Origin of the sequence: Nocardia sp. NPDC052566 (genome assembly GCF_044547285.1) — a bacterium.
Taxonomy (GTDB): domain Bacteria; phylum Actinomycetota; class Actinomycetes; order Mycobacteriales; family Mycobacteriaceae; genus Nocardia.
This window is the reverse complement of record NZ_JBIUAF010000010.1, coordinates 34037-59505: the sequence shown is the minus strand read 5'-3', so window position 1 is coordinate 59505 and position 25469 is coordinate 34037. Positions and strand designations below refer to the sequence as shown.

At 69.1% G+C, this 25469-nt stretch carries 24 protein-coding genes; 14 read left to right on the top strand and 10 right to left on the bottom strand.

What is annotated here, in order from left to right; all coding sequences use genetic code 11:
* Nucleotides 1–7 precede the first annotated feature (7 nt).
* Both ACIG5A_RS42520 and ACIG5A_RS42515 read right to left on the bottom strand, forming a co-directional pair.
* Nucleotides 8–1315: a cytochrome P450 gene (locus ACIG5A_RS42520; RefSeq protein WP_397251113.1), complete on the bottom strand. Its 1308-nt coding sequence runs from the start codon at nt 1313–1315 to the stop codon at nt 8–10.
* A 92-nt stretch (nt 1316–1407) separates the two neighbouring features.
* On the bottom strand, nt 1408–2658 hold the full coding sequence (locus tag ACIG5A_RS42515; protein WP_397251111.1) for a cytochrome P450: 1251 nt from the start codon (nt 2656–2658) through the stop codon (nt 1408–1410).
* A 141-nt stretch (nt 2659–2799) separates the two neighbouring features.
* On the opposite strand from ACIG5A_RS42515, the gene ACIG5A_RS42510 reads away from it, so the two are divergent.
* Together ACIG5A_RS42510 and ACIG5A_RS42505 are read left to right on the top strand one after the other, a co-directional pair.
* Nucleotides 2800–4017, top strand: coding sequence for an MFS transporter (locus ACIG5A_RS42510; RefSeq protein ID WP_397251109.1), 1218 nt, complete (start codon nt 2800–2802; stop codon nt 4015–4017).
* Complete coding sequence (locus ACIG5A_RS42505; RefSeq protein WP_397251107.1) at nt 4014–4562, top strand: GNAT family N-acetyltransferase; 549 nt, start codon at nt 4014–4016, stop codon at nt 4560–4562. Before ACIG5A_RS42510 ends, ACIG5A_RS42505 begins: the two co-directional genes overlap by 4 nt.
* On the opposite strand, the gene ACIG5A_RS42500 is transcribed toward ACIG5A_RS42505, so the two are convergent.
* The gene (locus ACIG5A_RS42500; protein WP_397251105.1) at nt 4559–5317 is read right to left on the bottom strand and encodes an alpha/beta fold hydrolase; all 759 of its coding nucleotides are present in this window, start codon (nt 5315–5317) and stop codon (nt 4559–4561) included. The two genes, ACIG5A_RS42505 and ACIG5A_RS42500, sit on opposite strands and share 4 nt — an antisense overlap.
* A gap of 105 nt (nt 5318–5422) precedes the next feature.
* Between ACIG5A_RS42500 and ACIG5A_RS42495 the strand changes: the two genes are divergently transcribed.
* From ACIG5A_RS42495 to ACIG5A_RS42485, 3 genes are all read left to right on the top strand, one after another.
* On the top strand, nt 5423–6307 hold the full coding sequence (locus ACIG5A_RS42495; protein ID WP_397251103.1) for an ABC transporter ATP-binding protein: 885 nt from the start codon (nt 5423–5425) through the stop codon (nt 6305–6307).
* A 40-nt stretch (nt 6308–6347) separates the two neighbouring features.
* Nucleotides 6348–7130 carry an ABC transporter permease subunit gene (locus ACIG5A_RS42490; RefSeq protein ID WP_397251101.1) on the top strand — a complete coding sequence of 261 codons (783 nt, stop codon included), beginning with the start codon at nt 6348–6350 and terminating at the stop codon, nt 7128–7130.
* Between the two features lie 75 nt (nt 7131–7205).
* Complete coding sequence (locus ACIG5A_RS42485; protein WP_397251099.1) at nt 7206–7700, top strand: GbsR/MarR family transcriptional regulator; 495 nt, start codon at nt 7206–7208, stop codon at nt 7698–7700.
* A gap of 2 nt (nt 7701–7702) precedes the next feature.
* Here ACIG5A_RS42485 and ACIG5A_RS42480 read toward each other — a convergent pair whose 3' ends face one another.
* Both ACIG5A_RS42480 and zapE read right to left on the bottom strand, forming a co-directional pair.
* Complete coding sequence (locus tag ACIG5A_RS42480) at nt 7703–8500, bottom strand: tyrosine-protein phosphatase (RefSeq protein ID WP_397251097.1); 798 nt, start codon at nt 8498–8500, stop codon at nt 7703–7705.
* Nucleotides 8501–8622: 122 nt separating this feature from the next.
* Complete coding sequence (gene zapE, locus ACIG5A_RS42475) at nt 8623–9642, bottom strand: cell division protein ZapE (RefSeq protein ID WP_397251095.1); 1020 nt, start codon at nt 9640–9642, stop codon at nt 8623–8625.
* A 35-nt stretch (nt 9643–9677) separates the two neighbouring features.
* On the opposite strand from zapE, the gene ACIG5A_RS42470 reads away from it, so the two are divergent.
* From ACIG5A_RS42470 to msrB, 4 genes are all read left to right on the top strand, one after another.
* On the top strand, nt 9678–10439 hold the full coding sequence (locus ACIG5A_RS42470) for a pyrimidine reductase family protein (RefSeq protein WP_397251093.1): 762 nt from the start codon (nt 9678–9680) through the stop codon (nt 10437–10439).
* 32 nt (nt 10440–10471) lie between these two features.
* Nucleotides 10472–12028: an alpha/beta hydrolase gene (locus ACIG5A_RS42465; protein WP_397251091.1), complete on the top strand. Its 1557-nt coding sequence runs from the start codon at nt 10472–10474 to the stop codon at nt 12026–12028.
* Nucleotides 12029–12108: 80 nt separating this feature from the next.
* A complete protein-coding gene (locus ACIG5A_RS42460; RefSeq protein WP_397251089.1) occupies nt 12109–13398 on the top strand; it encodes a glycosyltransferase family 87 protein in 1290 nt (429 codons plus the stop codon).
* 73 nt (nt 13399–13471) lie between these two features.
* Nucleotides 13472–13894: a peptide-methionine (R)-S-oxide reductase MsrB gene (gene msrB / locus ACIG5A_RS42455; protein WP_397251087.1), complete on the top strand. Its 423-nt coding sequence runs from the start codon at nt 13472–13474 to the stop codon at nt 13892–13894.
* Between the two features lie 60 nt (nt 13895–13954).
* Here the strand turns inward: msrB and hemQ are convergent, their stop codons facing one another.
* The 3 genes from hemQ to hemE all read right to left on the bottom strand — a co-directional run bounded on the left by hemQ (nt 13955) and on the right by hemE (nt 17471).
* The gene (hemQ, locus tag ACIG5A_RS42450; RefSeq protein ID WP_397251085.1) at nt 13955–14650 is read right to left on the bottom strand and encodes a hydrogen peroxide-dependent heme synthase; all 696 of its coding nucleotides are present in this window, start codon (nt 14648–14650) and stop codon (nt 13955–13957) included.
* Between the two features lie 113 nt (nt 14651–14763).
* Complete coding sequence (locus tag ACIG5A_RS42445; RefSeq protein ID WP_397251083.1) at nt 14764–16110, bottom strand: protoporphyrinogen oxidase; 1347 nt, start codon at nt 16108–16110, stop codon at nt 14764–14766.
* 305 nt (nt 16111–16415) lie between these two features.
* Complete coding sequence (gene hemE, locus ACIG5A_RS42440) at nt 16416–17471, bottom strand: uroporphyrinogen decarboxylase (protein ID WP_397251081.1); 1056 nt, start codon at nt 17469–17471, stop codon at nt 16416–16418.
* 172 nt (nt 17472–17643) lie between these two features.
* Between hemE and ACIG5A_RS42435 the strand changes: the two genes are divergently transcribed.
* The 3 genes from ACIG5A_RS42435 to ACIG5A_RS42425 all read left to right on the top strand — a co-directional run bounded on the left by ACIG5A_RS42435 (nt 17644) and on the right by ACIG5A_RS42425 (nt 19964).
* Complete coding sequence (locus ACIG5A_RS42435) at nt 17644–18195, top strand: DUF3000 domain-containing protein (RefSeq protein ID WP_397251544.1); 552 nt, start codon at nt 17644–17646, stop codon at nt 18193–18195.
* Between the two features lie 22 nt (nt 18196–18217).
* Nucleotides 18218–19480: an HRDC domain-containing protein gene (locus ACIG5A_RS42430; protein WP_397251079.1), complete on the top strand. Its 1263-nt coding sequence runs from the start codon at nt 18218–18220 to the stop codon at nt 19478–19480.
* Between the two features lie 82 nt (nt 19481–19562).
* Nucleotides 19563–19964, top strand: coding sequence for a hypothetical protein (locus tag ACIG5A_RS42425; RefSeq protein WP_397251077.1), 402 nt, complete (start codon nt 19563–19565; stop codon nt 19962–19964).
* A gap of 294 nt (nt 19965–20258) precedes the next feature.
* Here the strand turns inward: ACIG5A_RS42425 and ACIG5A_RS42420 are convergent, their stop codons facing one another.
* A complete protein-coding gene (locus ACIG5A_RS42420; protein WP_397251075.1) occupies nt 20259–20678 on the bottom strand; it encodes an SRPBCC family protein in 420 nt (139 codons plus the stop codon).
* A 111-nt stretch (nt 20679–20789) separates the two neighbouring features.
* Here ACIG5A_RS42420 and ACIG5A_RS42415 point away from each other — a divergent pair, with 111 nt between their 5' ends.
* Nucleotides 20790–21380, top strand: a complete 591-nt coding sequence (locus ACIG5A_RS42415) for a CGNR zinc finger domain-containing protein (RefSeq protein WP_397251073.1) — start codon at nt 20790–20792, stop codon at nt 21378–21380.
* Nucleotides 21381–21448: 68 nt separating this feature from the next.
* Here ACIG5A_RS42415 and dxs read toward each other — a convergent pair whose 3' ends face one another.
* Nucleotides 21449–23377 (bottom strand): 1-deoxy-D-xylulose-5-phosphate synthase, encoded by a 1929-nt coding sequence (gene dxs / locus ACIG5A_RS42410; protein ID WP_397251071.1) that lies wholly within the window; start codon nt 23375–23377, stop codon nt 21449–21451.
* A 215-nt stretch (nt 23378–23592) separates the two neighbouring features.
* Between dxs and glsA the strand changes: the two genes are divergently transcribed.
* The gene (gene glsA, locus ACIG5A_RS42405) at nt 23593–25458 is read left to right on the top strand and encodes a glutaminase A (protein ID WP_397251069.1); all 1866 of its coding nucleotides are present in this window, start codon (nt 23593–23595) and stop codon (nt 25456–25458) included.
* The last annotated feature ends 11 nt before the right edge of the window (nt 25459–25469 follow it).

Below are 25469 nucleotides of genomic sequence, written 5' to 3'. Positions count from 1 at the left end.
CAGGAGATTACGTCCCTCGCTGGGCGATCACAATCTTGGCCTTGCCTCGGGGCACGGTAGTGATGTTGCGCACGCGTCCGCGTTCGGGTTTCGCACCGTCCGGCAGCGACAGTGTGTAGCGCGAAAGGATCTCGCGCAAGACCGTTGTCCCCTCCATGAGCGAAAAGCCGGCGCCGAGGCAGCGGCGCACCCCGCCGCCGAACGGCAGCCAGGTGTTGGGCTCCACCTCACCGTCGAGGAATCGGGACGGGCGGAACACCGCGATATCCGGATAGCTGTCGCGGCTGCGGTGGGCGAGGAAGATCGAGCAGCTGACCGTGGTGCCCGCGGGTAACCGCCATCCGGCGATCGTGGTGTCCCTGGTCAGCTTTCGCACCGCGCCGGGAATCACGGTGTGCAGCCGCATCGCCTCCTTCATCACCGCCTCCAGCGCCTTGTCGTCCTCGACGCGCACCGCCTCGACCGCCGCCCGCTGGATGCGCTGATCGGCGGCGAGCTCGTAGAGCGCCCACGACAGCGCCGACGCCGTCGTCTCGTGACCGGCCAGCAGCAGCGTGATCAGCTGATCGCGCAGTTCGGCATCCGAGAGCGGACGCTCGTCCGCGCCGCCGACCTGCAGCAGCCGCGAGAGTACGTCGGAGCGCTGTGCGAGATCGGCGGCGGTACGGCGCTCGGCGATCTCGCGGTAGAGCAGTTCGTCGATGGCGTCGAGGTCGCGGTGGAAGCCGCGCCACGGCCAGAACCGTTGCAGCGTCGGCACCATCAACCCGGTGTACTGCAACGGGCCGACGGTGACGATGCGGTGCAGCAGCGGGGCGAGCGCGGCGTGCGTGCGCGCGTCGGTGACGCCGAAGACCACCCGCATGATGACCTCGAGCGCGAGCGCGTTCATCCGGTCCAGGGTGAGCACCGTCGATCCGGGTTGCCAGCCTTGGACTTCCGCGGCGGCGATCTCGGCGACCAGGTCGCGGTAGCCGCGCAGCGCCGTGCCGTTGAACGCGGGCATCAGCAGTTTGCGGGCGCGCGCGTGCTCGGATTCGTCGGTCAGCAGCACCGAATGCGTGCCCATGACCGGGCCGAGGATGTTGTTCGCCTCGCCCGCGTGCATATCGCGCGGATCGCCCGCGAAGATCTCCTTGACGTGTTCCGGGCGGGAGAACACCACCAGGTGATCGTTGAACGGCGGTACCCGCACCGAGAACACGTCGCCATAACGCCGACGCAGTTTCGGCAGCAGCTCGGAGCGGTAGCGGATGTAGAGGAAGCTCTGCACCGCGACGGGCAGGCGCGGTCCGGGCGGGTAGGTCGCGGTCATCGGGTTCCTCCGGCTCCGGCCGGTGCATCCCCGCATCGGCTACCTAGCAATGTGGCACAGGTCGCGTCGGCGGGGAAGCACTGGTTTCCGGGTCAGCGCAAGGCGGGGGCGCCCGCCAGATCGACGGGCAGTTCGCACAGCCCGCGGATGAGTATGCTCTCCCGCCAGCGGATATCGTCGCTGTCCACGGCCAGTCGCAGTTCGGGGAAGCGCCGGATCAGCCGGTCGATCGCGATGCGGCCCTCCATCCTGGCCAGTCCGGCGCCGAGGCAGAAGTGGATGCCGTGGCCGAAGGCGACATGGCCCGCGGCGTTGCGCACCGGATCGAATCGAGCGGCCCCGGTGAAGTGCCGGTCGTCGTGATTGGCCGAGCCGAGTGCGACGAGCACCAGCTCGTGCGCGGGAATCTCGGTGCCGTACACCATGACCGGGGCCGTGGTGTAGCGCAGCGTGGCCACATTGACCGGGCTCTCGTAGCGCAGCATCTCCTCGAGCAGCGGCGCGACGGCGGCCGGATCCGCGCGCAGGGCGTGGTAGCGCGGCGGGTCCGAGAGCAGGGTGAGCACGGTGTTGCCGATCAGGTTCACCGTCGTCTCGTGACCGGCGATCATGATCAGGAAGACCATCGAGAGCAGCTCGTCATCGCTGAGCCTGTCCCCGTCCTCGGAGGCGGCGACCAGCGCGGACAGCAGGTCCTCGCCCTGCGCGCCTGCGCGCCGTTCGGCGACGAGGCCCTCGAAGTAGTCGGCGATCTCGTGGGTCATCCGGCGAAGCTCCGCTCGGTCCATCGTTGTCGCGTCGACCACCGCCGCGGTCCACCTCCGGAACTGATCGCGATCCGCGACGGGGATGCCGAGCAATTCGCAGATCACGGTCATCGGTAGCGGAAAGGCATACTCCGCAAGCAGATCCACCTGATCCGCGCGGCCTTCGATCGCGTCGAGCAGGCCGTCGGCGATGGCGCGCACCCGCGGCGCGAGCGCCTCCATTCTGGCGGGCGCGAACGCGGGGGCGACCAGGCGGCGCAGCCGGGTGTGCTTAGGCGGGTCGGAGTTGAGCATGTGGTAGCTCAGCCGCAGGTCGGCGGCCGATGCCTCGGGGTCACGCGGAAAGCGGCGCAGCGCCTCGGTACCCGCGCTCGAGAACAGGTCCTTGCACACGCTCGGATGGCGCATCACCTCCCGCGCGGCGTCGTAGTCGACCACCAGCCAGGCACGCATGCCGGTGCGTAATTCGATCTCGTGCACCGGCCCCTCCGCGCGCAGCTCCGCATAAAAGGCATACGGTGTATGAAAGAAATCCGGCGGTAGTTGTCGCATCTCGTCACCACTCCCCTGGTTCACGAATTATGTTGTGTGCCTTCGATAGTGGCACCACACAGAGCAGACTGGCCAGTTTCCGTCCGAAAGCCGCACACCCCGGCCTCCGGATGACATCGGCCGTTTCGCCCCGCACCGCGCCGGCACGGTCGCTACCCTGCGTGAATGAGTTCGATCGCCCCTGTCCTGCGGGGCGCCAGAATCGCGAACTCGTTCGCGTTCGGGCTGCAGGGTTTCTTTCTCGCCGTCGTGCTGACCGAGTTACCGCAGCAGCAGGACAAATTCGAGCTGTCCGACGGGCTCATCGCGGGCTCCGTCGTGGTGGTGTCACTACTGGCCGGCGCGGGCAGCGTGGCCGCCGAACAACTGGCCACGCGGTGGTCGAGCCGGGTCACCCTGCGGATCGGCCTGCTGCTCGTCGCGCTCACCGGCGCCACCATCGCGATGGCGCCGAACACCGCGGTACTGCTGGTGACGCTCGGCCTGTACGGGATATCGGTCGGTATCGTCGACGCGAGCACCAATATGCAGGCGGTGTTCATCCAGCACGGCTACGGCACCTTCATCCTGGCCTCGTTCTACGCGGCGTGGAGCGCGGGCGCGATCACCGGCGCGCTGTTCGTCTCCGGCTGCGAGGCGCTGGAGGTGACGCTGCGGCAGTCGCTGCTCACCGCGGCGGGCCTGGTGCTGCTGGGCGCGCTCGCGCTCGGGCGCTCTCTGCTCGGCAGCGACGAAGCGGAATCCGCTCCGGCCGAGACACATTCGACGACGCCCGGCACGGTGGCGCTGCGCGGGTACCTGATGTTCGGCATCGCGATGGCGCTGGTGTTCGCGATCGACTTCTCGGTCAGCAACTGGTCGCCGCTGTATCTGAAAGAGGATCTGCTGTCCACGTCGTCGACGGCGGCGCTGGCACTTGCGGCCTACCAAGGCATGTCGCTGCTCGGCAGGCTCACCGGCGACATGTGGGTGCGCCGCTTCGGACCGCGCCTCGTGGTCCGCGCCGGGGCGATCATCGGCGTGCTCGGGCTGACGATCGTGGTCGCCGCGCCCGGCCCCGCGGTCGCGATCGCGGGCTTCGCCGTCGCCGGGCTCGGCGTCCCGGTGATCGCGCCGCTGTGCTTCAGCGAGGCCGGACGGCTGGCGAGCGGGCGGGCGCTCGACGCGCTCATCGCGCGCCTCAACCTGTTCAATTACGCGGGTACGCTGGCGGCGGGTGGTGTGGTCGGCGCGGTCGCGGCGGGTATCGGATATCGCGAAAGCTTCACGATTCCCCTGGTGTTCGCCGCGGCGCTGATCGTCATCGCCCGGGTATTCCATACCCGCCCCGAAGCGGGCAACCGTCCCGCCTCGGATCAGGACCATGCTGTACTGGACGGATGAGTCAGTTGAGCAACACGCCGGTCACCGTCGACCGGGCCGGGCTGTGGGACGCGGAGGCGCTCAGTGACGTTGCGGCCGCGACCTTCCCGCTGTCGTGCCCACCCGACGCCACCCCCGACGACATCGAGATCTTCATCACCGAGGCGCTCTCCGGGGAGCGATTCGGTGAGTACCTGAGCGATCCGGCGCGCACCGTGCTCAAGGCCGTCGCCGGTGACGAGATCGTCGGCTACGCGATGCTGATCGCCGGTGACCCCGCCGATCCGGACGTCGCGGCCGCGGTCGATCTGCATCCGGCACTCGAGATCAGCAAGATGTACGTGCTGCCGGGCCACCACGGCGCGGGCGTCTCGACCGCACTGATGACCACCGCGCTCGACCGCGCCCGCGAGGGCGGCTATCCCGGCGTCTGGCTCGGCGTCAACCAGGAGAACACCCGCGCCCGGCGCTTCTACGCCAAGCACGGCTTCGTCGAGGTCGGCACGAAGACCTTCCTCGTCGGCAGCCAGCACCACCACGACTTCGTCATGCGAAAAGTGTTTTAGCCCTTCGCGAAATCCACCAGGGCCGCCGAGAACCCCGGATCCATCACGGCCATGAGATGGTCGCCGGGGACCACGGCCAGCGTGCCGTTCGGCAGGGCGGCGGCGAGGCGTTCGGGTTCGGCGGCAAAGGGATCGGCATCGCCGGCCAGGACCAGGGTCGGCGCGGTGATGTCGTCGAGCGACGTGATCGGGCGGTCGTCCAGGCCCGTCGCGACCGCGTCGATGGCGGCCCGGTCGGCCCGCACCGCGTCGGCCAGGATGCTGAACATCATGGCGATCGGCGGCGCGTCGGCGCCGTTCATGGCGGCCCGCAGTTCGGGCAGATCGATGACGCGCCGGTCGACGCCGCCGCAGTCGATGACGCCCGAGCCGATACCGCCGACGGCCAGTTTCGCCACCCGCTCGTCGGCGGCGGCAACCAGCAGCGAGATCACCCCGCCCATCGAATAGCCCACCTGCACAACGCGTTCGAAGCCGAGTTCGTCGTAGAGCGCGCGCACGTCACGCGCCATGAACTCCCACGAGTAGCGCGCCGCGTCGTGCGGCTTCGCGGAGCGGCCGTGCCCGCGCGCGTCGAGCGACACCACGGTGTGCCCGGCCGCGTGCAGCGCGGTCACCACGCCGGTGCTCATCCAGTTGGCGTTGGTGTCGGCCACCACGCCATGCTGCAGCACCACCGGGAGTTTCGCGGCGTCGGCGCCTTCCCACACGCGGTAGTTGAGCTCCAGGCCGTCCCAGGTTTCGAACTTCGTCATGCCCGGATCGTAATTGCGTCCATCCGAGGGGTTGACAAGTTCTGGATGTTCAATGTTTACTGAACACATCGTTCCTTACAGAACATCCAGCACCTGGGAGTAGAAATGACCGCCGCGATCCGCACCGAGGGTCTGACCAAGCACTACGGCAAGCACGTCGCGCTCACCGACCTGAATCTCGAAGTCACCCAGGGCGAGATCTTCGGCTTCCTCGGCCCCAACGGCGCGGGCAAGTCCACCACCATCCGCATCCTGCTCGATCTGATCCGCCCCACCGCGGGCCGCGTCGAGGTGTTCGGCATCGATCCGAAGACAGGCGGCGCCACACTGCGCAAGCGGATCGGCTACCTGCCGGGCGAACTCGAGATCGAGGGCCGCAACACCGCGCGCGACCTGCTCGGCTTCCTGGCCGATCAGCACGGCGACGTGCCTGCACGGCGGATCACCGACCTCGCCGACCTGCTCGATCTGGACCTGACCAAGAAGGTCGGCGCGATGTCCAAGGGCAACAAGCAGAAGGTCGGCATCATCGCCGCCTTCATGCACCGCCCCGATCTGCTCATCCTCGACGAACCCACCTCCGGGCTGGATCCGCTACTGCAGCAACGCTTTCTGGATCTGGTCACCGAGGCCAAGCACAACGGGCAGACGGTGTTCATGTCCTCGCACATCCTCAGCGAGGTGCAGCAGACCGCCGATCGCGCCGTCATCATGCGCGCCGGGCAGCTGCTCGGCACCGAGAATGTCGAGGATCTGCGCCGCCGCTCGCCGCGTTCGGTCGAGCTGATCTTCGGTGAGCCGATCTTCGCCGACGACTTCGCCGACCTGCCCGGCGTACGCGATCTGACCATCGAGGGCGACACCCTGCGCTGCACCACCGAGGGCGAGGTCGACGCGCTGTTCAAGACGGCAGCCAAATATCCGCTCGTGAGCGTGCTGTCCACCGAACCGGATCTGGAGCAGATCTTCTTCGGGCTCTACGGCCGCTGATCCGCATCGAAACCACTTATCACACAGGAGAGTTCGCACAATGAAGCGCTCGGTATTCACCCAGACACTGAAGGAACAGCGGCGCGGGGTGATCGGCTGGTCGATCGGGCTCGCCCTCGTCCCGATGATCTACCTGCCCAACTTCCCATCGCTCAAAGAGCAAGGCTCGCTGGACAATATCAAGCAGAACAAGCTCTACGACGCCATGGGCATGAGCGATTTCGCCAGTGCCACCGGCTTTCTGCAGTCGATGGTGTACTCGCTGATGGGCTCGCTGCTGCTGCTCATCTTCGCGGTCACCTTCGCGGCCCGCTCCGCCGCACAGGAGGACAACGGCACGCTGGATCTGCTACTGGCCCAGCCGATCAGCCGCATCGGGCTGCTCGCCCAGCGCTTCGCCGCGCTCGCGGTGCAGACCGGCATCGTCACCGGTGTCTTCACGCTCAGCGTCCTGGCCGGCGCGAACGCGGGACAGATGAACATCCCCGCCGGGCACATCGTCGCGGGCGCCGCCGGGCTCGGCCTGCTCGCACTCGGGGTCGGCGCCATCACCCTGATGATGGGCGCGATCACCGGAAAGCGTTCGCTGACACTGGGACTCGCCTCGCTGGTCGCACTGGCCGGCTACCTGGCCAACAACCTCGGCGGTATGTTCGACGGCACCGAATGGCTGCGCAAGCTGTCACCGTTCTACTACGCGGTCGGCGCCTCGCCGCTGACCAACGGCTGGAACGCCGCCCACCTCGCGGTGCTCGCCGCGGTCGTCGCCCTCGCCCTCGGGATCGCGCTGGCCGCCTTCGACCGCCGCGACCTGGCGGTCTGACCGTCCCCCACGGGGCGGGCCGACACGGCCCGCCCCGTTTTCCCATATCCACGACGACGAAGGGATACTCGACCAATGACCGACACGACGCAGGACGAGGCCGCCGCACCGACTCCTGAACAGCTGGCCTTCGTGGAGGATTTCGCCCTCGTGCTCGAGCGGATGGGGCTGGTCAGGATGACCGGACGAGCGGCGGGCTGGCTGCTGGTCTGCAATCCGCCGGAGCAGACCTTCGGCCAGATCGCCGACGCGCTGCAGGCATCCAAGGGATCCATCTCCAACGCGCTCAAGGTGCTGCTCACCATGCGCTGGGTGGACAAGTCCTCCAAGCCGGGCGACCGCAAGGACTACTACTCCATCCGGCCATCGATCATGCCGGAATTGACCCGCGCGCAGAGCGGCCAATACGTCGAGCTCGCCGAAATGACGGCACGCGGGCTAGCTCTGTTCGACGACCCGAACGGACCAGAGGCCGCGCGCGTGCGCGAGATGCACGAATTCTTCATCTGGCTCGGCAAGGAGATGCCCGCGCTCATCGACCGCTGGTTCGCCGAGCGCGCCGAATCCTGAACTCAGGCCAGCAGTTTGGTCTTCAGTGCGGCGATGTCCGCGTCGGTCAGCTTCAGGCCGTCGCGGACATAGTTGTCGAAGCTGCCGTAGGTCGCGTCGGCCTGCTCGAACGACGCGTCGAGCCACTGGGATTGGACGCCGTTGAGCGGATCGTTGGGGTTGGCGTTGCGATACTGGTTGGACAGCAGGTAGTCCTGGGTGACGGTGCCGCGGTCGACGCCGAGCAGGGTCAGCAGCACCGCGGCGGTCCAGCCGGTGCGGTCCTTGCCCGCGGTGCAGTGGAACAGCACCGCACCGTCTTTCAGATCGATGATGTCGCGCAGCACGGCGCCGAACGCCTGGCTCGCACCCGGTGCGGTGATGAACGCGCGGTAGAGGCCGTCGCCGCCGGTGAGCGTCGTCGCCATCACCTCGGGCGGCGCGTGGCCGATGACGTCGTCCCAATTCGCGGTCGCGCCCGCCGGGACACGGTCCGGTGCGATGGTCCGCTCGAAGATCGTGCGTAGGTCGTCGACATAGCGCACCTCGCGCCGCGACAGCTCGGCCAGATCGGCCACGGTCGCGTTGTTGAGCTGGCCGGTGCGGTACACCAGTCCGCTGCGCACCGTCCTGCCATCGTTGGTCCGGTAGCCACCCAGGTCGCGCGCGTTCTGCACACCCTGCAGATTCAGCGAGCGGTCGGCGGGCACGGTCTCGGCGGCGGTGGCCGGATCGGCGAGCGCGAAGCCGCCGACGGGTCCGAACGCGATGGCCAAACCGGTGGCGGCGGCCACGGAGGCGCGCAGGGCACGATGGGTCACGACGGGGGGCTCCCTTCGTCTGGTCCGCCGAGCTTCGACAGACATCCGGGCAGGCTCAGCACATCAGGCAGGCTCAGCAAATCAGTTGGCGCGCGCCACGATCAACACGAATGTTAGCCGCGTCACACGGACGGCACTTCGAATCGGGACAGCGCCAGGAGTCGAGATATGGCCCGCAGGTACTTCTTTCGGTACCCGCCGCCCAGCATTTCGGCGGAGAAGATCTCGTCGAGTTTCGCACCGGAGACGGTCACCGGGATGCTCGCGTCGTAGAGCCGGTCGGCAAGCACCACGATGCGCAGCGCCACCGCCTGATCCTGGACCGGGTGCACACCGGAGATGAACACCGAGGACACCCCGGCGATCAGCGCGCCGTACTTCGACGGATGCAGCGTGCTCAGATGCTTCAGCAGCGCGTCGTAATCGTCGAGGGTGGCGCCCGGGGTCGCGGCCGCCCGCTCGGCGAGCAGTTCCGGCGAGGTCGGCTCCGGCGCGGGCGGCAGATCGCGGTGCCGGTAGTCCGGACCGTCGACGCGCACCGGCTCGAAGATCGCGCCGAGCTTCTTGATCTCACGCAGGAAGTCCTGCGCGGCGAAGCGGCCCTCGCCCAGCTGACCGGGCAGCGTATTCGAGGTGGCGACGATGGAGACGCCGTGCGCGGACAGCTCGGTCAGCATCCGCGAGACCAGCATGGTGTCGCCGGGATCGTCGAGCTCGAATTCGTCGATGCACAGCACGCTGTTCGCCGAAAGCCGCTCGACGGCATTGTTGAAGCCAAGAGCGCCAACGAGATTGGTCAGCTCACCGAAGGTGCCGAACGACTTCGGGGCGGGCGCGCTGTGGAAGATGGAGGCGAGCAGGTGGGTCTTGCCGACGCCGAAGCCGCCGTCCAGATACAGGCCGGCGCCGGTGACCTGCTTCTTCTTCCCGAACAGGCTCTTCTTCCCCGCGGCCTTGTGAATCTTGGCGACCTGCCCGGCGAACTCCTCGGCCTTGGCGACCGCGGCGGCCTGGCTCGGCTCGTTCGGGTCGGGAATGTAGGAGGCGAAGCTGACCTCGTCGAACATGGGCGGCGGCACCATCTGCGCGACGAGCTGGTCCGCCGGAACCTCCGGGTGACGGTCGACGAGGCGTTCTTGCATGGACGAAGCCTAATGACGTGGTGTGATCTACCTTCATGCAGCGTAGCCACAATGCGATCCAGCTCACAGGACTCGGCGCCGACGACCTCGCGCAGCTCTACGCCTACCCCACCGGACGCGACGCCCCTTGGGTGCGCGCCAATTTCGTCGCCAGCGTGGACGGCGCGGCCACCAGCGGCGATGTCTCGGCCGGACTCGGCACGCCCGCCGACAAGCAGGTGTTCACGCTGCTGCGCGAGCTGGCGGAGGTGATCCTGGTCGGCGCGGGCACCGTGCGCGCGGAGAACTACGGCGGCGCGCGCACCGACGCGACACGACGTCGCGCGCTGCACGAACTCGGGATCGGCGGCCACCCCGACGGCACGCCGCCCCCGATCGCCGTGCTCACCGCGAGCGCAAACCTCGAACCAGGCTGCCGGCTGTTCACCGATACGGACGTGCCGCCGCTGATAGTCACCACCGCCGCCGCGCCCGCCGACCGCAAGCGGCAGCTGGCCGACGCGGGCGGGCGGGTGATCGAGGCGGGCGATCTCGCGGTGACCCCCGAATCGCTGCTCGCCGCGCTCGGCGAGCTCGGCCTGCACCGGGTGCTGTGTGAGGGCGGCCCGCACCTGTTCGGTGAACTGCTCGCCGCGGATGCCGTCGACGAACTGTGCCTGACCACCGCGCCGCTGCTGGTCGGCGGCACCGCACGGCGAATTTCGCTGTCCGCCCATGAGTTCCGCCGCCCCATGACCCGGGCGCATGTCCTGCTCGACGACGACGGCACGCTGCTCACCCGATGGGCCCGTGCATGAAGAACCCCGCCGAACCTGGCAGGCTGTAGCGCATGCGCTGGACTCGGGCCGTCGTGTCGGCCGCGACACTCTCGATCATGCTCGCCGGATGCGGTACCGGTCCGTCCGACCGCCCCGGTGTCGCCGTCGAGCGTCCGCATCAGGGGGGAGCCGTCCCGACCACCGTCGTCGCGCCGCCGCCCGCGCAGGCCGAGGTCCCCAAGACCGACCTCGCGTGGAAGAACTGCACCACCCCGACGCTGAACCTGCTCGGCCTCGGCCCGGCACCGGAGGGGCTGGTACTCGAGTGCGCCGAATACTCGAGCCCGATCGACGCGGCGGGCAGCGTGCTCGGCAACCTGCGCACCGGGGCGATGCGGGCGCGACTGCCGCAGACCCCGACCGATGTCGCACCGCTGGTACTCACCTCGGGCACCGACCGGTCCTCCAGCGCCACCTTGGCCGGGCTCGCGGTCGGGCCCGCGAGCGCACTGCTCACCGCGCGCCCGATCGTCGCGGTCGACCGGCGCGGCCTCGGCACCTCGCAGCCGATCGACTGCATCCCCGCCGAGGTCCGCCGCGGCCTGGCCGACAATGCCCAATTCGCCCCCGGCGGCGCCGATCTCACGCAGACGATGACCACGCTCAGCCAGGACGCCACCATCGCCTGCCGCGACTATCTGCAGCCCTACGAAGGCACCTTCGACGCACCGCACGCCGCCGACGACCTGGAACAGCTGCGCAGGCAGTGGCAGGTCGAGCGGATCGACCTGCTCGGCACCGGCAACGGCGCGAAGGTCGCGCTCAGCTATGCCCGCAAGTACGGCGATCACCTGGCCCGGCTGGTACTCGACTCCCCCGAGGCGGTCGGCGCCGACGCGGTCACCCGCGCCGAACAGCGGGTCCAGGGCGCCGAGGCGGCGCTGACCGCATTCGCCCAGCGCTGCATCGGAATTCGCTGCTCGCTCGGCCCCGACCCGCGCGGCGCCATCGCCGACCTGATGAACCGGGCGAGCACCGGCGGGCTCGGCGAGGTCTCGGCGAACGCGCTGCTCACCACGCTCACCGGCTTCCTCGGCGGTGCACGGGCCGATCAGGCGACGCGCATCACCGAACTCGCCGACGCGCTGTCGGCGGCGGGCCGCGGCGACCGCGGCGTGCTCGCCAACCTGATCCTGCGCGAGAACGCCGCCACCGCGAGCGACGGCCAATTCGTCAACCGCTGCAGCGACACCCAGCAGCCGCCCACCCCGACCAAGGCCAAGGAACTCGCCGACCAGTGGGCGAAGAAGTACCCGGTGTTCGGCAGGTCCACCGCCATCGGCCTGCTCGACTGCGTCGCATGGCCGGTCGCCACCGCGGCGCCGCTGCCGGACAAGCTCGCGCTGCCGGTGCTCATCCTCGGCGGCATCGCCGACCCGGTGGTCGGCAACGGCGGCCAGGCCTCGGTGACCGGTGCGCTCTCCGCGGCGGGCGCCAGGCACGCGGCGATGACCTGGCAGGGCTGGGGCCACCCGGTATTCACCCATTCCGGCTGTGCGCAAAGCGCACTGCTGACCTACCTGAAGGACGCCAAACTCCCCGCCGACGGATCCGCCTGCCCGGCCTGATCCGAACCGTCACCCGTGACGGCACGCCAACAGACAGGTCCCGGCAACAACGGCTCCCCGTTTCGGTGTACCGTGCCCCAGTGTTCCTTCGACAGCTCGAGCCCCGCACCGCTCGTACCACCGCCGAGGTTCTGAACTTCATTCTCTGGCCCGCCGCGGTCATGACCGTGCTGAACCGGGTGTTCATCAAGGCTGTCAACGGGTTCATCACCGACGACTACCGGCCGGTGTATCAGGCCTCACTGGACTTCCTCAACAAGCGGCCGGTGTACACCGCCAACTTCGACTCCGTCGACCCGCACTACCTCTACTACCCCAGTGGCACACTGCTGTTCGCGCCGGTGGCCTACCTCGACTACGAGAAATCGCGCTGGCTGTTCATCCTGGTGAACGCCCTGTGCATCATCATCGCCTGGTACCTGCTGCTGAAGCTGTTCAACTACGGCCTGCGCTCGGTGGTCGCGCCCGCCCTGCTGCTGGCCATGTTCATGTCCGAAACCGTCGTCAACACTTTGGTTTTCACCAATGTGAACGGCTGCGTGCTGCTGGGTGAGGTCATCTTCATCCTGCTGTTGCTGCGCAGGCGCGACCTGTGGGCCGGCGCCGCCATCGGCCTGACGCTCGCGGTGAAACCGACGCTCGCGCCGCTGCTGCTGATACCGCTGGTCCGCGGGCAGTGGAAGGTGTTCTTTACCGCGCTCGGAATCCCGTTGGCGCTCAACGCGATCGCCTGGCCGCTGATGCAGGATCCGATGGATTTCATCCGCCGGACCATGCCCTACCTAGCCGAATCGCGCGACTACTTCAACAGCGCGCTCGTCGGCAACGGGCTGTACTACGGACTACCGGAGTGGCTGATCTGGGGCATGCGCCTGGCCTTCTGCGTACTGGTGCTGATCTCGCTGTGGCTGCTCTACCGGTACTACCGCGAGGACGAACTGTTCTTTGTCACCACCTCCTCGGGCGTGCTGCTCACCGCGGCGTTCCTGCTGCCCTCGCTCGGCCAGCAGTACTACTCGATGCTGCTGTTCCCGTTCCTGCTCAGCGTGGTGCTGCGCAATTCGGTGCTGCGCAACTGGCCCGCCTGGCTGGCCATCTTCGGCTTCATGTCCTACGACAAGTGGCTGTCGGACCGCTGGCAGAGCGGTGGGCGTGCGCTGGAATACCTGCGCGTCACCTTCGGCTGGGGGCTGCTGCTGATCGTGGTGTTCTGCGTGCTCGGCGACCGGTACCTGGCCGCGCGGCGGGACGGGCGGCTGCAGTTCGGCATCGACCCGGTGTGGTTGAAGTCCGCGCCCGCGGCGTCGAACGGCGCGCTGCGCAACGGCGCCGCGACCAAGGCGGAGAATCGTATTAGCGTGGAGCAATGAGTGAGCGCAGCGAACGAATCGACAACACAGCGTCCGAAGGAATGACGGAGCCGAGCGCCAGCGAGGCGCAGTCATGAGTTCCGAAACTTCCACGCCGCGGATCCAGCTGACACCGCAGCAGTGGCGGTCCAAGCTGAGCCCCGAGGAATACGCGGTGCTGCGCGAGGCCGCGACCGAACGTCCCTTCACCGGTGAGTACACCGACACCAAGACCGAGGGTGTCTACGTGTGCCGTGCCTGCGGCGCCGAATTGTTCCGCAGCACCGAGAAATTCGATTCGCACTGCGGATGGCCCTCGTTCTTCGATCCGGCGAAGTCCGAGGCGGTGCTCCTGAAGACCGACGATTCGCTCGGCATGCAACGCGTCGAGGTGCTGTGCGCGAACTGCCACAGCCATCTCGGTCACGTCTTCGAGGGTGAGGGGTACGCCACGCCGACCGACAAGCGCTACTGCATCAACTCGATCGCGCTGGTGCTCGAACCCGAGCAGGATTGAGCACGGGAAACGCAGTGAGCCCGCGACATCGTCGCGGGCTCACTGCGTTTCAGACGTCTGTCAGGGCAGTGCGGCGATGAGCTTGTCGATCTCCACTCGCGGACCGGTGAAGAACGGCACCTCTTCGCGCACGTGCAGGCGTGCCTCGGTCGCCCGCAGATCACGCATCAGGTCGACGATGCGATGCAGCTCCGGCGCCTCGAAGGCCAGGATCCACTCGTAGTCGCCGAGGGCGAACGAACTGACCGTATTGGCACGCACATCCGGGTAGCCGCGGGCGGCCTTGCCGTGATCGGCCAGCATCTTGCGGCGCTCGTCATCCGGCAGCAGGTACCACTCGTAGGACCGGACGAACGGGTACACGCAGATGTAGTTACCCGGATCCTCACCGGCGAGGAACGCCGGAATATGGCTCTTGTTGAACTCCGCGGGCCGATGCAGCGCCACATTGCTCCACACCGGAGCGCTCGCCCGCCCCAGCTCGGTGGTCCGCCGGAAATCCGAATACGCGGCCTGCAGGTCCTCGACCCGCTCCGCATGCGACCAGATCATGAAGTCCGCGTCGGCCCGCATCCCCGCCACGTCATAGATGCCGCGCACCACGACATCCCTGTCCGCGAGCCCATCGAAGAACGCCCGCGCCTCCTTGATCGCCCCCTCGCGCTCCTCCCCCAGCACCCCCGGCTGCACCTGGAACACCGAGAACATCAAATACCGGATCGTCGAATTGAGTGCCTGGTAATCGAGTCGCGCCATAACCCCATCCTGCCACTCGGCCGCCGCGAGACCTGGAGCGGGCCGACGGTGTCAGCGGTGCTCGAGCAGCAGCCGCGAGACACCCCGGGAAGCCCGAATCAGGCTCCGGGGGTTCAGATCATCAGGGCGGCGATGCGGTGGGCGGCGGCGGTGCCGGAGGCTACGCAGGCGGGGACGCCTACGCCGTGGAGGTAGGCGCCGGCCAGGGCGAGGCCGTCGAGGTCGGCTACGGCGGATTCGATGGTGGCGATGCGGGCGGTGTGGCCGGGGGCGTATTGGGCTAGGCCGCCGGGCCAGCGTTGGACTACCGCGTCGAGTGGGGTGATGGGGGCGCCGGTGACGGTGGTGAGGTCCTCGGTGGCGGCGGTGACGAGGTCGGCGTCGGACCAGGACAGCGGGGTGTCGTCGCCGAATTTGCCGAAGGAGACGCGGACCAGGGCGGTGTCGCGGGCGGCCAGGTGTGGCCATTTGCGGCTGGACAGGGTGAAGGCCTTGGCACGCAAGGGTTCTCCGGTGGCGACGAGGATGCCGGAATTGTCCGGCAGTGCGGTGTCGCGGGGCAGGGCCAGGGCAACGAGCGCCGAGGAGGACAGTTCGATGCTCGCGGCGGCGGCCGCCGCGGCGGGAGCGACGGTGCGCAGCAGGTGGGCGGTGACCGGTGCGGGGGTGGCCAAAACAACGGCATCCACCGCGCCGATCGGGTCGACGACCCAGCCGCGCGCGCCGCGCGTCAGCCGGGTGGCCGCGCTGGCGGTGACGACCTTCGCCCCGGATTTCGCCGAAAGCGATTCCAGCAGAACCTGATAGCCGTCGCGGATGCCGCCGAAGACGGGCGCGCCGGTTGGCGGCGGCAGTGCCGCGGCGACGGCGTGGGTGAGGCTCGGCGCGCCGCCGTCGAGCGCGACGGCCAGCCCGGGTAGTGCGGCGCGCACGCCGATCGACCGCGAGCTGCCCGCGTACACCCCGCCGAGCAGCGGGTCGACGCTGCGCTCGGCGACCTGCGCGCCGAACCGATCGGCGATCAGGCTGTACACGTCGACATCGGCGCCAGGCTGCCAGCTCAGCGGCCTGCGTGATTCCCCGGCGATGCGCTCGACGGTCGCGTCGTCGACCAGCCCGCGCATCGACTCGGCGGTGGACGGGATACCCATCAGCGTGCGTTCCGGCAGCGGATGCGCGACGCCCTGCGACCACACCAGCGGCCGCAGCCCGCCCGGCACCACCAGCTGCGGTTCCAGCCCGAGTTCACGCAGCAGACCGGGCACCTCGGGCCTGCGCCCGACGAAGGCCTCCGCACCCAGATCCAAAGGCCCACCGCCCAATTCACCGGTGCGCAGGATCCCGCCGACCCGCGGCGCCCGATCGAGCACGATCAGGTCGGCGCTGTGCCCGAGCAGCATCCGCAATCGGTACGCGGCCACCAGCCCGCTGATCCCCCCGCCGACGATCGCGATTCTCATGCCCCGACGGTAGCCCTGCTCGGCGCTTTCCCTGACACGCCCCTCCGCCCGATGTGCCGCGAGCCACCGCGACGAGGCCTGCTGTCGCCCGATGCGCCCTCGGCGATCCGGATGTCGGTGCGCGGCGGCACCGCGCGGCCGCGAAGAGCCCTCGCGATGAGGTATGCGGCCCGGTGCCGCGGATCACGTTGTGCTCGACCCGATTCGACACCGCGGCCCCGTCACCGCACCCCGGCTGTCCAAGGCGACCGTCGCGCGCCGATTGGCGCAACCGCACCCGCAGCGCCGCCCCGGTCAGGTCGCGCTCAGAGCTCGTGAATGAGTTCCACCAGCGCGGTCAGCACACCCGGGTCGGTATCCGGCAGTACACCGTGGCCGAGGTTGAAGATGTGCCCCGCGGCGCCGAGGGTGATCGCCTCGTCGGCCTCACCCGCGATGCGCCGCGCCTCGGCCTCCACGGCCGCCGCACCCGCGAACAGCACCGCGGGATCCAGATTGCCCTGCAACGCTTTTCCGGGCCCGACCCGGCGCACCGCCTCGGTCAGCGGTACCCGCCAGTCGACGCCGACGACATCGGCGCCCGCCTCGCCCATCGCACCGAGCAACTCGCCGGTGCCGACACCGAAGTGGATGCGCGGCACACCGGCGCCGGCGATCTCGGCGAACACCCGCTCGGAGTGCGGCAGCACGAACGCGCGGTAGTCGGCCAGCGACAGCGCGCCCGCCCAGGAATCGAACAGCTGCACCGCGTCGACCCCGGCGGCCAGCTGCGCCTGCAGGAACGCGATGGTGATGTCGGTGAGCACGCCGAGCAGCGCGTGCCAGGTCTGCGGATCGGCGTACATCATCGCCTTGGTGCGCTCGTGGTTCTTGCTCGGCCCGCCCTCGACCAGATAGGAGGCGAGGGTGAAGGGCGCGCCCGCGAAACCGATCAGAGGCGTGTCGCCCAGCGCGTCGGTGAGCAAGCGCACACCGTCGGTGACCGCGCCCACCTCCTCGGGCCGCAGCCGCGGCAGGGCGCGCACATCGTCCGCGGTGCGCACCGGCGACGCGATCACCGGGCCGACGCCGGGCACGATGTCGAGGTCGATACCGGCGGCCTTCAGCGGAACGACGATGTCGGAGAACAGGATCGCCGCGTCGACGCCGTGGCGGCGGATCGGCTGCATGGTGATCTCGCACACCAGCTCCGGATCGAAGCAGGATTCGAGCATGCCGATACCGGCGCGCAGCTCGCGGTATTCGGGCAGCGAACGTCCGGCCTGACGCATGAACCACACCGGACGCCGTGACGGCGTGGCGCCGGTGGCGGCGGCCAGGAACGGGGCATCGGTCAACCGGCGGCGGGTATGAGTGCTCATCACCGCCCATCGTAAGCAGGCTCGTGCGGCGCCTCGGCGGCGCGCCTCCGACTGTGCCGGTGCCCCAAGGTCTACCGTCGCCCTTGTGACACCGCTCGACTTCCGCGACGGCGCCGCACCGACCGAGGGACCCAACGGCGAGCCAGCACGATTTCGCGCCGCGGTCGATGCGATGGGCACCGCAACCGTGCACCCTCGGATCGAGCTGGCACCGATCCGGCCACCGCAACGCCTGGCACCGTATTCCTACGCGATCGGCGCCGAAGTCAAACACCCGGAAAACGGTGTGGTGCCGATCGATTCCGAGGGTGACGCATTCGGCAGGCTGATCCTGCTGCACGATCCGGACGGTGACGAGGCATGGCACGGCGTATTCCGTCTCGTCGCCTACATCCAGGCCGATATCGATGCCGCGCTCGCCACCGACCCGCTGCTGCCCGAGGTGGCGTGGAGCTGGCTGGTCGACGCGCTGGAGACGCGCGGTGAGCCGTTCACCGCGCTCGGCGGCACCGTCACCTCGACGAGCTCGGTGCGCTACGGCGATATCGCGGGCCCGCCGCGCGCGCACCAGCTGGAGCTGCGCGCGTCGTGGACCGCGGGCACCGTCGAGATGCGCACCCATGTGGAGGCGTTCTGCGAGGTACTCGCCTACGCGGCCGGTTTGCCACCAGCGGGTATCACGCATCTGCGGCCGGAGTCGTATACCAGCGGCGATCACAACTGACCGCAACGTAAAGTTCAGGCTTATGCCGGTAGCAGACGAGCCAGAAGACACAGCAGAGCCACTGCTCACGCCTGCCGAGGGTGTGCCTCCGGTGCTCGCTACCGCCGCCGAGATCGCCGACGCCGCCGCCAGGCTCGCCGCGGGCACCGGTCCGCTGGCCGTCGACGCCGAACGCGCTTCCGGTTTCCGGTATTCGGCGCGCGCCTATCTGATCCAGTTGCGCCGCGCGGGCTCCGGCAGCTTCCTGATCGATCCGATTCCGGTCGCCGACGATCTCGCGCCGCTGGCCGCGGTGATCAACGAGCTGGAGTGGGTGCTGCATTCGGCGGATCAGGATCTGCCCGGCCTGGCCGAGCTCGGCTTGCGGCCGGCGCGGCTGTTCGACACCGAATTGGGTGGCAGGCTGGCCGGTTTCGAACGGGTCGGCCTGGCCGCCATGGTGGAGCGGCTGCTCGGCCGCGCGCTGCGCAAGGGGCACGGCGCGGCGGACTGGTCGACCAGGCCGCTGCCCGACGACTGGCTGAACTACGCCGCGCTCGATGTGGAGCTGCTGCTGGAGCTGCGCGACGCGGTGGCCGTCGAGCTGGCCCTGCAGGACAAGACCGATTGGGCGGCACAGGAATTCGAGCACATCCGGCTGACCGAGCCGCCCGCGCCCAAGGCCGAGCGGTGGCGGCGCACCTCGGGCATCCATACCCTGCGCAAGGCACGCCAGCTGGCCGTGGTGCGCGAATTGTGGACCGCGCGTGACGCATTGGCCCGTGCCCGCGATGTGGCGCCCGCCAGGATCCTGCCGGACGCGGCGATCATCGCGGCGGCGACCGCCGAGCCGCGCTCGATCGCGCAGCTGCGCACGCTGCCGGTGTTCGGCGGGCCGCGCCAGCGCAGGTATTCGCGCGAGTGGCTGGCCGCGGTCGATCGGGCGCGGACGCTGCCGGATGACGAATTGCCGCCGCTGACACAGCCCTTCGACGGTCCGCCGCCGGTGAACCGCTGGGAGCGCCGGGATCCGGCGGCCGCCAAGCGGCTGAACCGGGCGCGCGGCGCGATGGGTGAGCTGTCGACCGAGCTGGCGATTCCGGTGGAGAATCTGCTCTCGCCCGATCTGGTGCGGCGACTGTGCTGGGACGGTCTGCCGGATTACGACCGGGTGCCCGACGATCCCGCCGATCTGTCCGCCGCGATCGATGGCTTCCTCAAGTCGGGCGGCGCGCGCCCATGGCAGCGCGAGCTCGCGGTCCCCCGGCTCACCACCGCGCTGATTCCCGCGGGTACCACCGAGTAGGTACCCCGGCGCGGCGCGTGTCGGTGTCCACTGATACAACCTTCTCGGTTCGGGGATTTGTTTGTGCAGGGAAGGAAAGTCAATGCGGAGAACACGATTCGCATCGTTCGCGCTCGCGGCTCTCATCGGCGGCGCGCTCGTCGGCGGTGCGGGCCCGGCCAATGCCGTCAGCGATGCGACGACATGCGGTGCCGTCGGTGAACTGCTCACCGAGATGAACACCAAGATGGACGAGATCGCGAAGAACCCGAATCCGAGCGCGGCCACGCTGACTCAGATCAAGGACCACTTCCGCAGCAGTGCCGCCCGGCTCGGCAAGCTCGCGGCCGACGCCGATCCCGGCACCGTGAAGAACACCCTCAACAACGGTGTGGAGCAGATGAATCGGGTGGCCTCGTCCTCGGACGCGGACCTCAACACCGTGCTCAGCGGATCGGCCTTCCAGGATGCGATGGCTGGCATCGATACGGTGTGCGGCACGTAGTCTTTCGCGAGGCCCTTTGCCCGGTCGTGGGGGGGGGGGGGGGGGCGGCCCCCCCCCCCCCCCCCCCCAAAACCCCCCCCCCCCCCCCCCCCACCACCCCCCCCCCCCCGCGGCGGGCCCCCACCCCGAGAAAAAAACCACACCCACCGCTCCCCGCCCCGCTTGTTTGGTGGGGCTCCCTTCTTGGGGGGGGGCCCCTGGTTGTCGGGCGCGCCCCCGTCGGGGGGGGGGGGCCCGCCCCCCCCCCCCCCCCCACGGCCGACCGGCGGGCTGATCCCCGCCGCATCGGCAAGGTCAATCGCGGCTCGCGGCGGCGGCTTCCACCGTCCGCTTGAATACCGCGAGACCCTGCTCCATCTTCGGGGCGAACGCGTCGGCCAGCGCGGCGGGCAGCACGTCGTGGCGCCAGACGAACCGGCTCTGCCCGTCGCCCTCATCGAACACCTGCATGGACGCGTTGTTGTGTTCGGGCGTGACACTGCCACCGACGATCGAGTAGACGAAGCGGCGCTCCGCGTCGTCGAGCGTGATGAGCCGCTCCTCCAGCACGGTGCCATCGGCGAAGGTGGCGACCCGCAGGCCGGGCGCCCGCACCGTGGTCTCGGTGACGAATCCGGGCGCCATCCTGCTCGGTCCGTCGGCGAAATCGCCGATGATCGCCCATACCTCCGCGGGGTTGGCCGCGACGATGATTTCCCTCGTGACGGTTGCCATGCCGATTCTCCTTTGTCCGGTGCACTTCCGGGGCGAGCCGGTGGATAACCAGCCTTAGTCGAATGGTAGTTACGTAACTGGCAACTGACAATGGCTGGTTATCATCGATACATGGCTGATCGAGTCGGAGAAACGGCCGCGGACGGCGGCGTGCCCGCCGGGGCGGCGCGGCTGGTGGCGTTCGTCAACACACGGCACGCGGACGGCGATCACCTGGGCACGCCCGCGCAGCTGACGGCCTGGCTGCACACCAACGGGCTGCTGCCGCACGAGGTCACGGCGACCGAGGCCGAGCGCGATCGAGCGCGACGAGTGCGCGAGGGCATCCGCGCACTGTTCGCGCGGAACAACGCCGAACCGGTCGCGAGCCCGCGCCCCGACGGTCTCGATCCGGCCGCCCACGCCGAATTGGCCGCGCTGACACAGGATCTGACGCTGACCGTCGATGTCACCGAGCTGCCGCCACGGCTGGTGCCGACCAGCGAAGCACCGGTGGATCGCGCACTTGCCACACTGCTCGCCGATATCGCCGCCGCAGCGGGCGACGGCAGCTGGACACGCCTCAAGACCTGCCGCGAACCGAGCTGCCGCTGGGCGTTCTACGACCAGTCGCGTAACCGCGGCCGCACCTGGTGCTCGATGAACCTGTGTGGCAACCGGGTGAAAGTACGCGCCTCCCGCCGCAAGGCAGTAGGCGGCTGATCGGGTCGCAATCGGCGGAGGTGGAACGCAGTGGGCGGCGTTCGCGGCCCACTGCGTCCCACTGCTCGCTAGCGAGCCGCTTGTGCGCTGTCCGCCCGCAGGCCCGCGTTCAACCAGCCGGCGATCCTGCGTGCGATGGCGTCGGCGGTCAGGCCGAGCTCCTCGTGGATCTGCGCGCGCGAGGCGTGGTCGAGGAACTGTTGCGGCACACCGAGATCGCGGGCGGGCACGTCGAGTCCGGCGGCACGCAGCCGGGCCGAGACGGTGGAGCCGATGCCGCCGTGCAGGCCGCTGTCCTCGAGGGTGACCACCAGGCGGTAGTTCTCGGCGAGCTTGACGATGGTGTCCGAGACCGGAAGCACCCAGCGCGGATCGATGACGGTGACCGAAACCCCTTCCGGCTCCAGCAGTTCCGCGGCGCGCACGGCGGTCTCCGCGAACGGGCCGACCGCGACGACGAGCACGTCACCGCGCACCGACCCGGCCGGTCCGGCATCCGACTCGGCCAGGCGGAGCACATCGACCCCGTCGAGCCGCTCCACCGCCGAAATATCCTCGGCGACGCTGCCCTTGGGGAATCGCAGGACGGTGGGGCCGTCGTTGACCGCCAATGCCTCGCCGAGTTCCTCGCGCAGCGTCGCCGCATCGCGCGGCGCCGCGACCCGGATGCCCGGGATGATGCCGAGCAGCGAAAGGTCCCACATGCCGTTGTGGCTCGCGCCGTCCGGGCCGGTGATGCCGGACCGGTCCAGCACCACGGTCACCGGCTGCTTCAGCAGCGCGACATCCATCAGCAGCTGATCGAAGGCACGGTTGAGGAAGGTGGAGTAGATCGCGACCACCGGATGCATACCGCCGAGCGCGAGCCCGGCCGCCGAGGCCATCGCGTGCTGTTCGGCGATGCCGACGTCGAACATCCGCTCCGGGAAACGCTCACCGAATCCGGACAGCCCGGTCGGGCCGGGCATGGCGGCGGTGATCGCGACGATATCGTCGCGCCGCTCGGCATGGCTGATCAGTTCCTGGGAGAACACCTTGGTCCAGCCGAGCGCCTTCGGCCCGCCGAGCGGATCGCCGGTGAGCGGATCGATCGGATCGCAGGCGTGCATCTGATCGGCGATGTGGTTCTCGGCGGGCGCGTAGCCGCGGCCCTTCTGCGTCACCGCGTGCACCACCACCGGGCCGCCGAAATCCTTGGCGCGGCGCAGCGCCGCCTCCATGGCGACGATGTCGTGCCCGTCCACCGGCCCGACGTACTTCAGCCCGATATCGCCGAACAGCTCCTGCGGGCTGACCGCGTCCTTGATGCCCGCCTTCACCGCGTGCACCATCGAGTAGGCCGAATCCCCCACCCGCGGAATACTCTTCAGCAGCTTCTTGCCCGCGTCGAGCGCGTGCTCGTAGGCGGGCTGGGTGCGCAGCGCGGTGAGGCGATCGGCCAGACCGCCGATCGTCGGCGCGTAGGAGCGGCCGTTGTCGTTGACCACCACGACCACCGAGCGGTCCGGCGCCGCGGCGATATTGTTCAGCGCCTCCCAGCACATACCGCCGGTCAGCGCGCCGTCACCGACCACGGCGACCACGTGCCGCTGCTGCCCGGTCAAAGCGAACGCCTTGGCCAGGCCGTCGGCGTAGGACAGCGACGCCGAGGCGTGCGAGGACTCGACCCAGTCGTGCGGGCTCTCCGCCCTGCTCGGGTAGCCGGACAGGCCGTCGCGGGTGCGCAGCGTGTCGAACTGCTCCTTGCGCCCGGTGAGGATCTTGTGCACGTAGGCCTGGTGCCCGGTGTCGAAGATCAGCGGGTCGGCCGGCGAATCGAAGATCCGGTGTAGCGCGATGGTCAGTTCGACCACCCCGAGATTGGGGCCGAGATGCCCGCCGGTCGCGGCGACCTTCTGCACCAGGAACTCACGGATCTCCGCCGCGAGCTCGCGCAGCTGAGGCACGGTAAGCCTGCGCAGATCTTCGGGCGTATCGACCCGGGAAAGCACTCCCACCTGAACTAGCTCCCTCCGGATAGCGCTTTTGTTCCGATCAGTCTACGGAGCCGAAATAAGGCCCCCGCACGACAATGACTGCTCACCTGCCGACATCGTGACACGGTGTGAGGCTTACCACGGCGCGGGTCGGCGAAATCCGTTTCCCGCGACACGCGCTGCCACAGACGAATGTCGGCTCATCGCCAACAAGTTACGCGGCCTAGAGTGATCGTGTGGGCCAGCCCGAGCACGAGGTTTCGCACGCACCAGCCCTCGGCGTCGTCGCCAAGATCGTCGGCGACGTCTATCAGCTCTGCCGTACCGACCAGTCCGGCGAGCTGGCCGACTACATCCCCGAACTCGCTGCGGTACAACCCGATTCGTTCGCACTGTGCCTGACCACGGCGGACGGCCGGGTCTACGGCACCGGGGACGTGGCGACCGCGTTCACCATCCAGTCCATCTCCAAACCGTTCACCTACGCGCTCGCGCTGGCCGATCGCGGACCGGCGGCGGTCGCCGAGCGCATCGATGTCGAGCCGTCCGGCGAGCCGTTCAACGAGATCAGCTTGGACCCGGTGACCGAGCGCCCGCGCAATCCGATGATCAACGCGGGGGCCATCACCGCGGCGTCATTGATCCAGGGCCGCGACGCGCGCGAGCGCTTCGAACGCATCCGGCGCTGCTACTCCCGCTTCGCCGGCCGCGAGCTGACCATGAACGAGGCGGTCTACGCCTCCGAGGCGCGCACCGGCTACCGCAACCGGGCCATCGGCTACATGCTGCGCTCCTTCGGCATCATCGACTCCGATCCGGACGAGGCCGTCGACTGCTACTTCCGCCAGTGCTCGATCGACATCACCTGCCGCGACCTCGCGGTGATGGCGGCGACGCTGGCCAACAACGGCGTCAACCCGATCACCAGGGAGCGCGCGCTCACCACCGCGCTCACCGAACAGGTGCTCAGCGTGATGACCACCTGCGGCATGTACAACGCGGCGGGCGACTGGGTGACCACGGTCGGGCTGCCCGCGAAAAGCGGTGTCGGCGGCGGCATCCTCGCGGTGCTGCCCGGGCAGATCGGCATCGCGGTGTTCTCGCCGCGCCTGGACCCGCACGGCAACAGCGTGCGCGGCGTCGCCGCGTGCCGCGAACTGTCCAAACGCCTGGAGCTGCACTTCCTGCACGTCACCAGGGCGGCGCGGACCGCGATCCGTGCGGAGTACACGGTGGCCGAGGTGCCGTCGCGGCTGCGCCGCAGCACCGAGGAGATGGCGCTGCTCGCCGAGCACGGGCACCGGGCCATGGTCTACGAACTGCACGGCGACCTGTTGTTCGCGGGCGCCGAGCGTGCGGTGCGGGTCATCGAGGAGCAGGCCGGTGAGCTGGCGGCGCTCGTGGTCGATCTGCGCCGGGTCGGCGAGGTGAGCGCGATCGCGGTGCGCATGCTCGACGCACTGCAGCGCGAGCTCGCCGAAACCGGTTGCCAGGTCGCGATCGTCGATCCGGACGCCAAACTCGGGCATCTGGTGTCCAGCCTCGATCCGGCCGATCCGCGCGGCCGGGTGTTCATCGATCGCGACAGCGCCACCGAATGGTGCGAGAACATCGTGCTCGAGCACTACCGTCCCGCCGACGAACCCGTCTGCACCTCGCTCTCGCTCGAGGACCATCCCGCGCTCGCCGCGCTCGATCCCGCCGATCGCCGGACGCTGGCCAAGGAATTCGAGGTGCGCACCATCGCCCGCGGCGAGGTCATCGCCGAACGCGGCAGCGCGCGTTCCGGGCTGTACCTGATCCTGGAGGGCCGGGTGCGGATCACCTTCGACGGCGCGGACGGACGCAGCCACCGGCTGGTCACGCTGTCGGCGGGGATGTCCTTCGGTGAGATTCCGATGCTGGTCGGCAATCCGTTCGTCAACGAGGCGCGCGCCGAATCCGGTGTCCGGGTGGCCGTGCTCGCGCCCGCGCGGTTCGACCAGCTCACCCAGCAGGCGCCGCGGCTCAAACTCGCACTGCTGGAACGATTGGCCGCGGGCGCGTACGCGCAGATGGACGCGGCGGTGCGGGCGATCGCGGTGCGCGGCGGGGATTATTGAGCCATCTCGTT

Bases quoted from the DNA above. Each gene is read 5' to 3' on its own strand.
- ACIG5A_RS42520 (WP_397251113.1), bottom strand. From the start codon at position 1,315: ATGACCGCGACCTACCCGCCCGGACCGCGCCTGCCCGTCGCGGTGCAG.
- ACIG5A_RS42510 (WP_397251109.1), top strand. From the start codon at position 2,800: ATGAGTTCGATCGCCCCTGTCCTGCGGGGCGCCAGAATCGCGAACTCG.
- ACIG5A_RS42505 (WP_397251107.1), top strand. From the start codon at position 4,014: ATGAGTCAGTTGAGCAACACGCCGGTCACCGTCGACCGGGCCGGGCTG.
- ACIG5A_RS42500 (WP_397251105.1), bottom strand. From the start codon at position 5,317: ATGACGAAGTTCGAAACCTGGGACGGCCTGGAGCTCAACTACCGCGTG.
- ACIG5A_RS42495 (WP_397251103.1), top strand. From the start codon at position 5,423: ATGACCGCCGCGATCCGCACCGAGGGTCTGACCAAGCACTACGGCAAG.
- ACIG5A_RS42490 (WP_397251101.1), top strand. From the start codon at position 6,348: ATGAAGCGCTCGGTATTCACCCAGACACTGAAGGAACAGCGGCGCGGG.
- ACIG5A_RS42485 (WP_397251099.1), top strand. From the start codon at position 7,206: ATGACCGACACGACGCAGGACGAGGCCGCCGCACCGACTCCTGAACAG.
- zapE (WP_397251095.1), bottom strand. From the start codon at position 9,642: ATGCAAGAACGCCTCGTCGACCGTCACCCGGAGGTTCCGGCGGACCAG.
- ACIG5A_RS42470 (WP_397251093.1), top strand. From the start codon at position 9,678: ATGCAGCGTAGCCACAATGCGATCCAGCTCACAGGACTCGGCGCCGAC.
- ACIG5A_RS42465 (WP_397251091.1), top strand. From the start codon at position 10,472: ATGCGCTGGACTCGGGCCGTCGTGTCGGCCGCGACACTCTCGATCATG.
- msrB (WP_397251087.1), top strand. From the start codon at position 13,472: ATGAGTTCCGAAACTTCCACGCCGCGGATCCAGCTGACACCGCAGCAG.
- hemQ (WP_397251085.1), bottom strand. From the start codon at position 14,650: ATGGCGCGACTCGATTACCAGGCACTCAATTCGACGATCCGGTATTTG.
- ACIG5A_RS42445 (WP_397251083.1), bottom strand. From the start codon at position 16,110: ATGAGAATCGCGATCGTCGGCGGGGGGATCAGCGGGCTGGTGGCCGCG.
- hemE (WP_397251081.1), bottom strand. From the start codon at position 17,471: ATGAGCACTCATACCCGCCGCCGGTTGACCGATGCCCCGTTCCTGGCC.
- ACIG5A_RS42435 (WP_397251544.1), top strand. From the start codon at position 17,644: ATGGGCACCGCAACCGTGCACCCTCGGATCGAGCTGGCACCGATCCGG.
- ACIG5A_RS42430 (WP_397251079.1), top strand. From the start codon at position 18,218: ATGCCGGTAGCAGACGAGCCAGAAGACACAGCAGAGCCACTGCTCACG.
- ACIG5A_RS42425 (WP_397251077.1), top strand. From the start codon at position 19,563: ATGCGGAGAACACGATTCGCATCGTTCGCGCTCGCGGCTCTCATCGGC.
- ACIG5A_RS42420 (WP_397251075.1), bottom strand. From the start codon at position 20,678: ATGGCAACCGTCACGAGGGAAATCATCGTCGCGGCCAACCCCGCGGAG.
- ACIG5A_RS42415 (WP_397251073.1), top strand. From the start codon at position 20,790: ATGGCTGATCGAGTCGGAGAAACGGCCGCGGACGGCGGCGTGCCCGCC.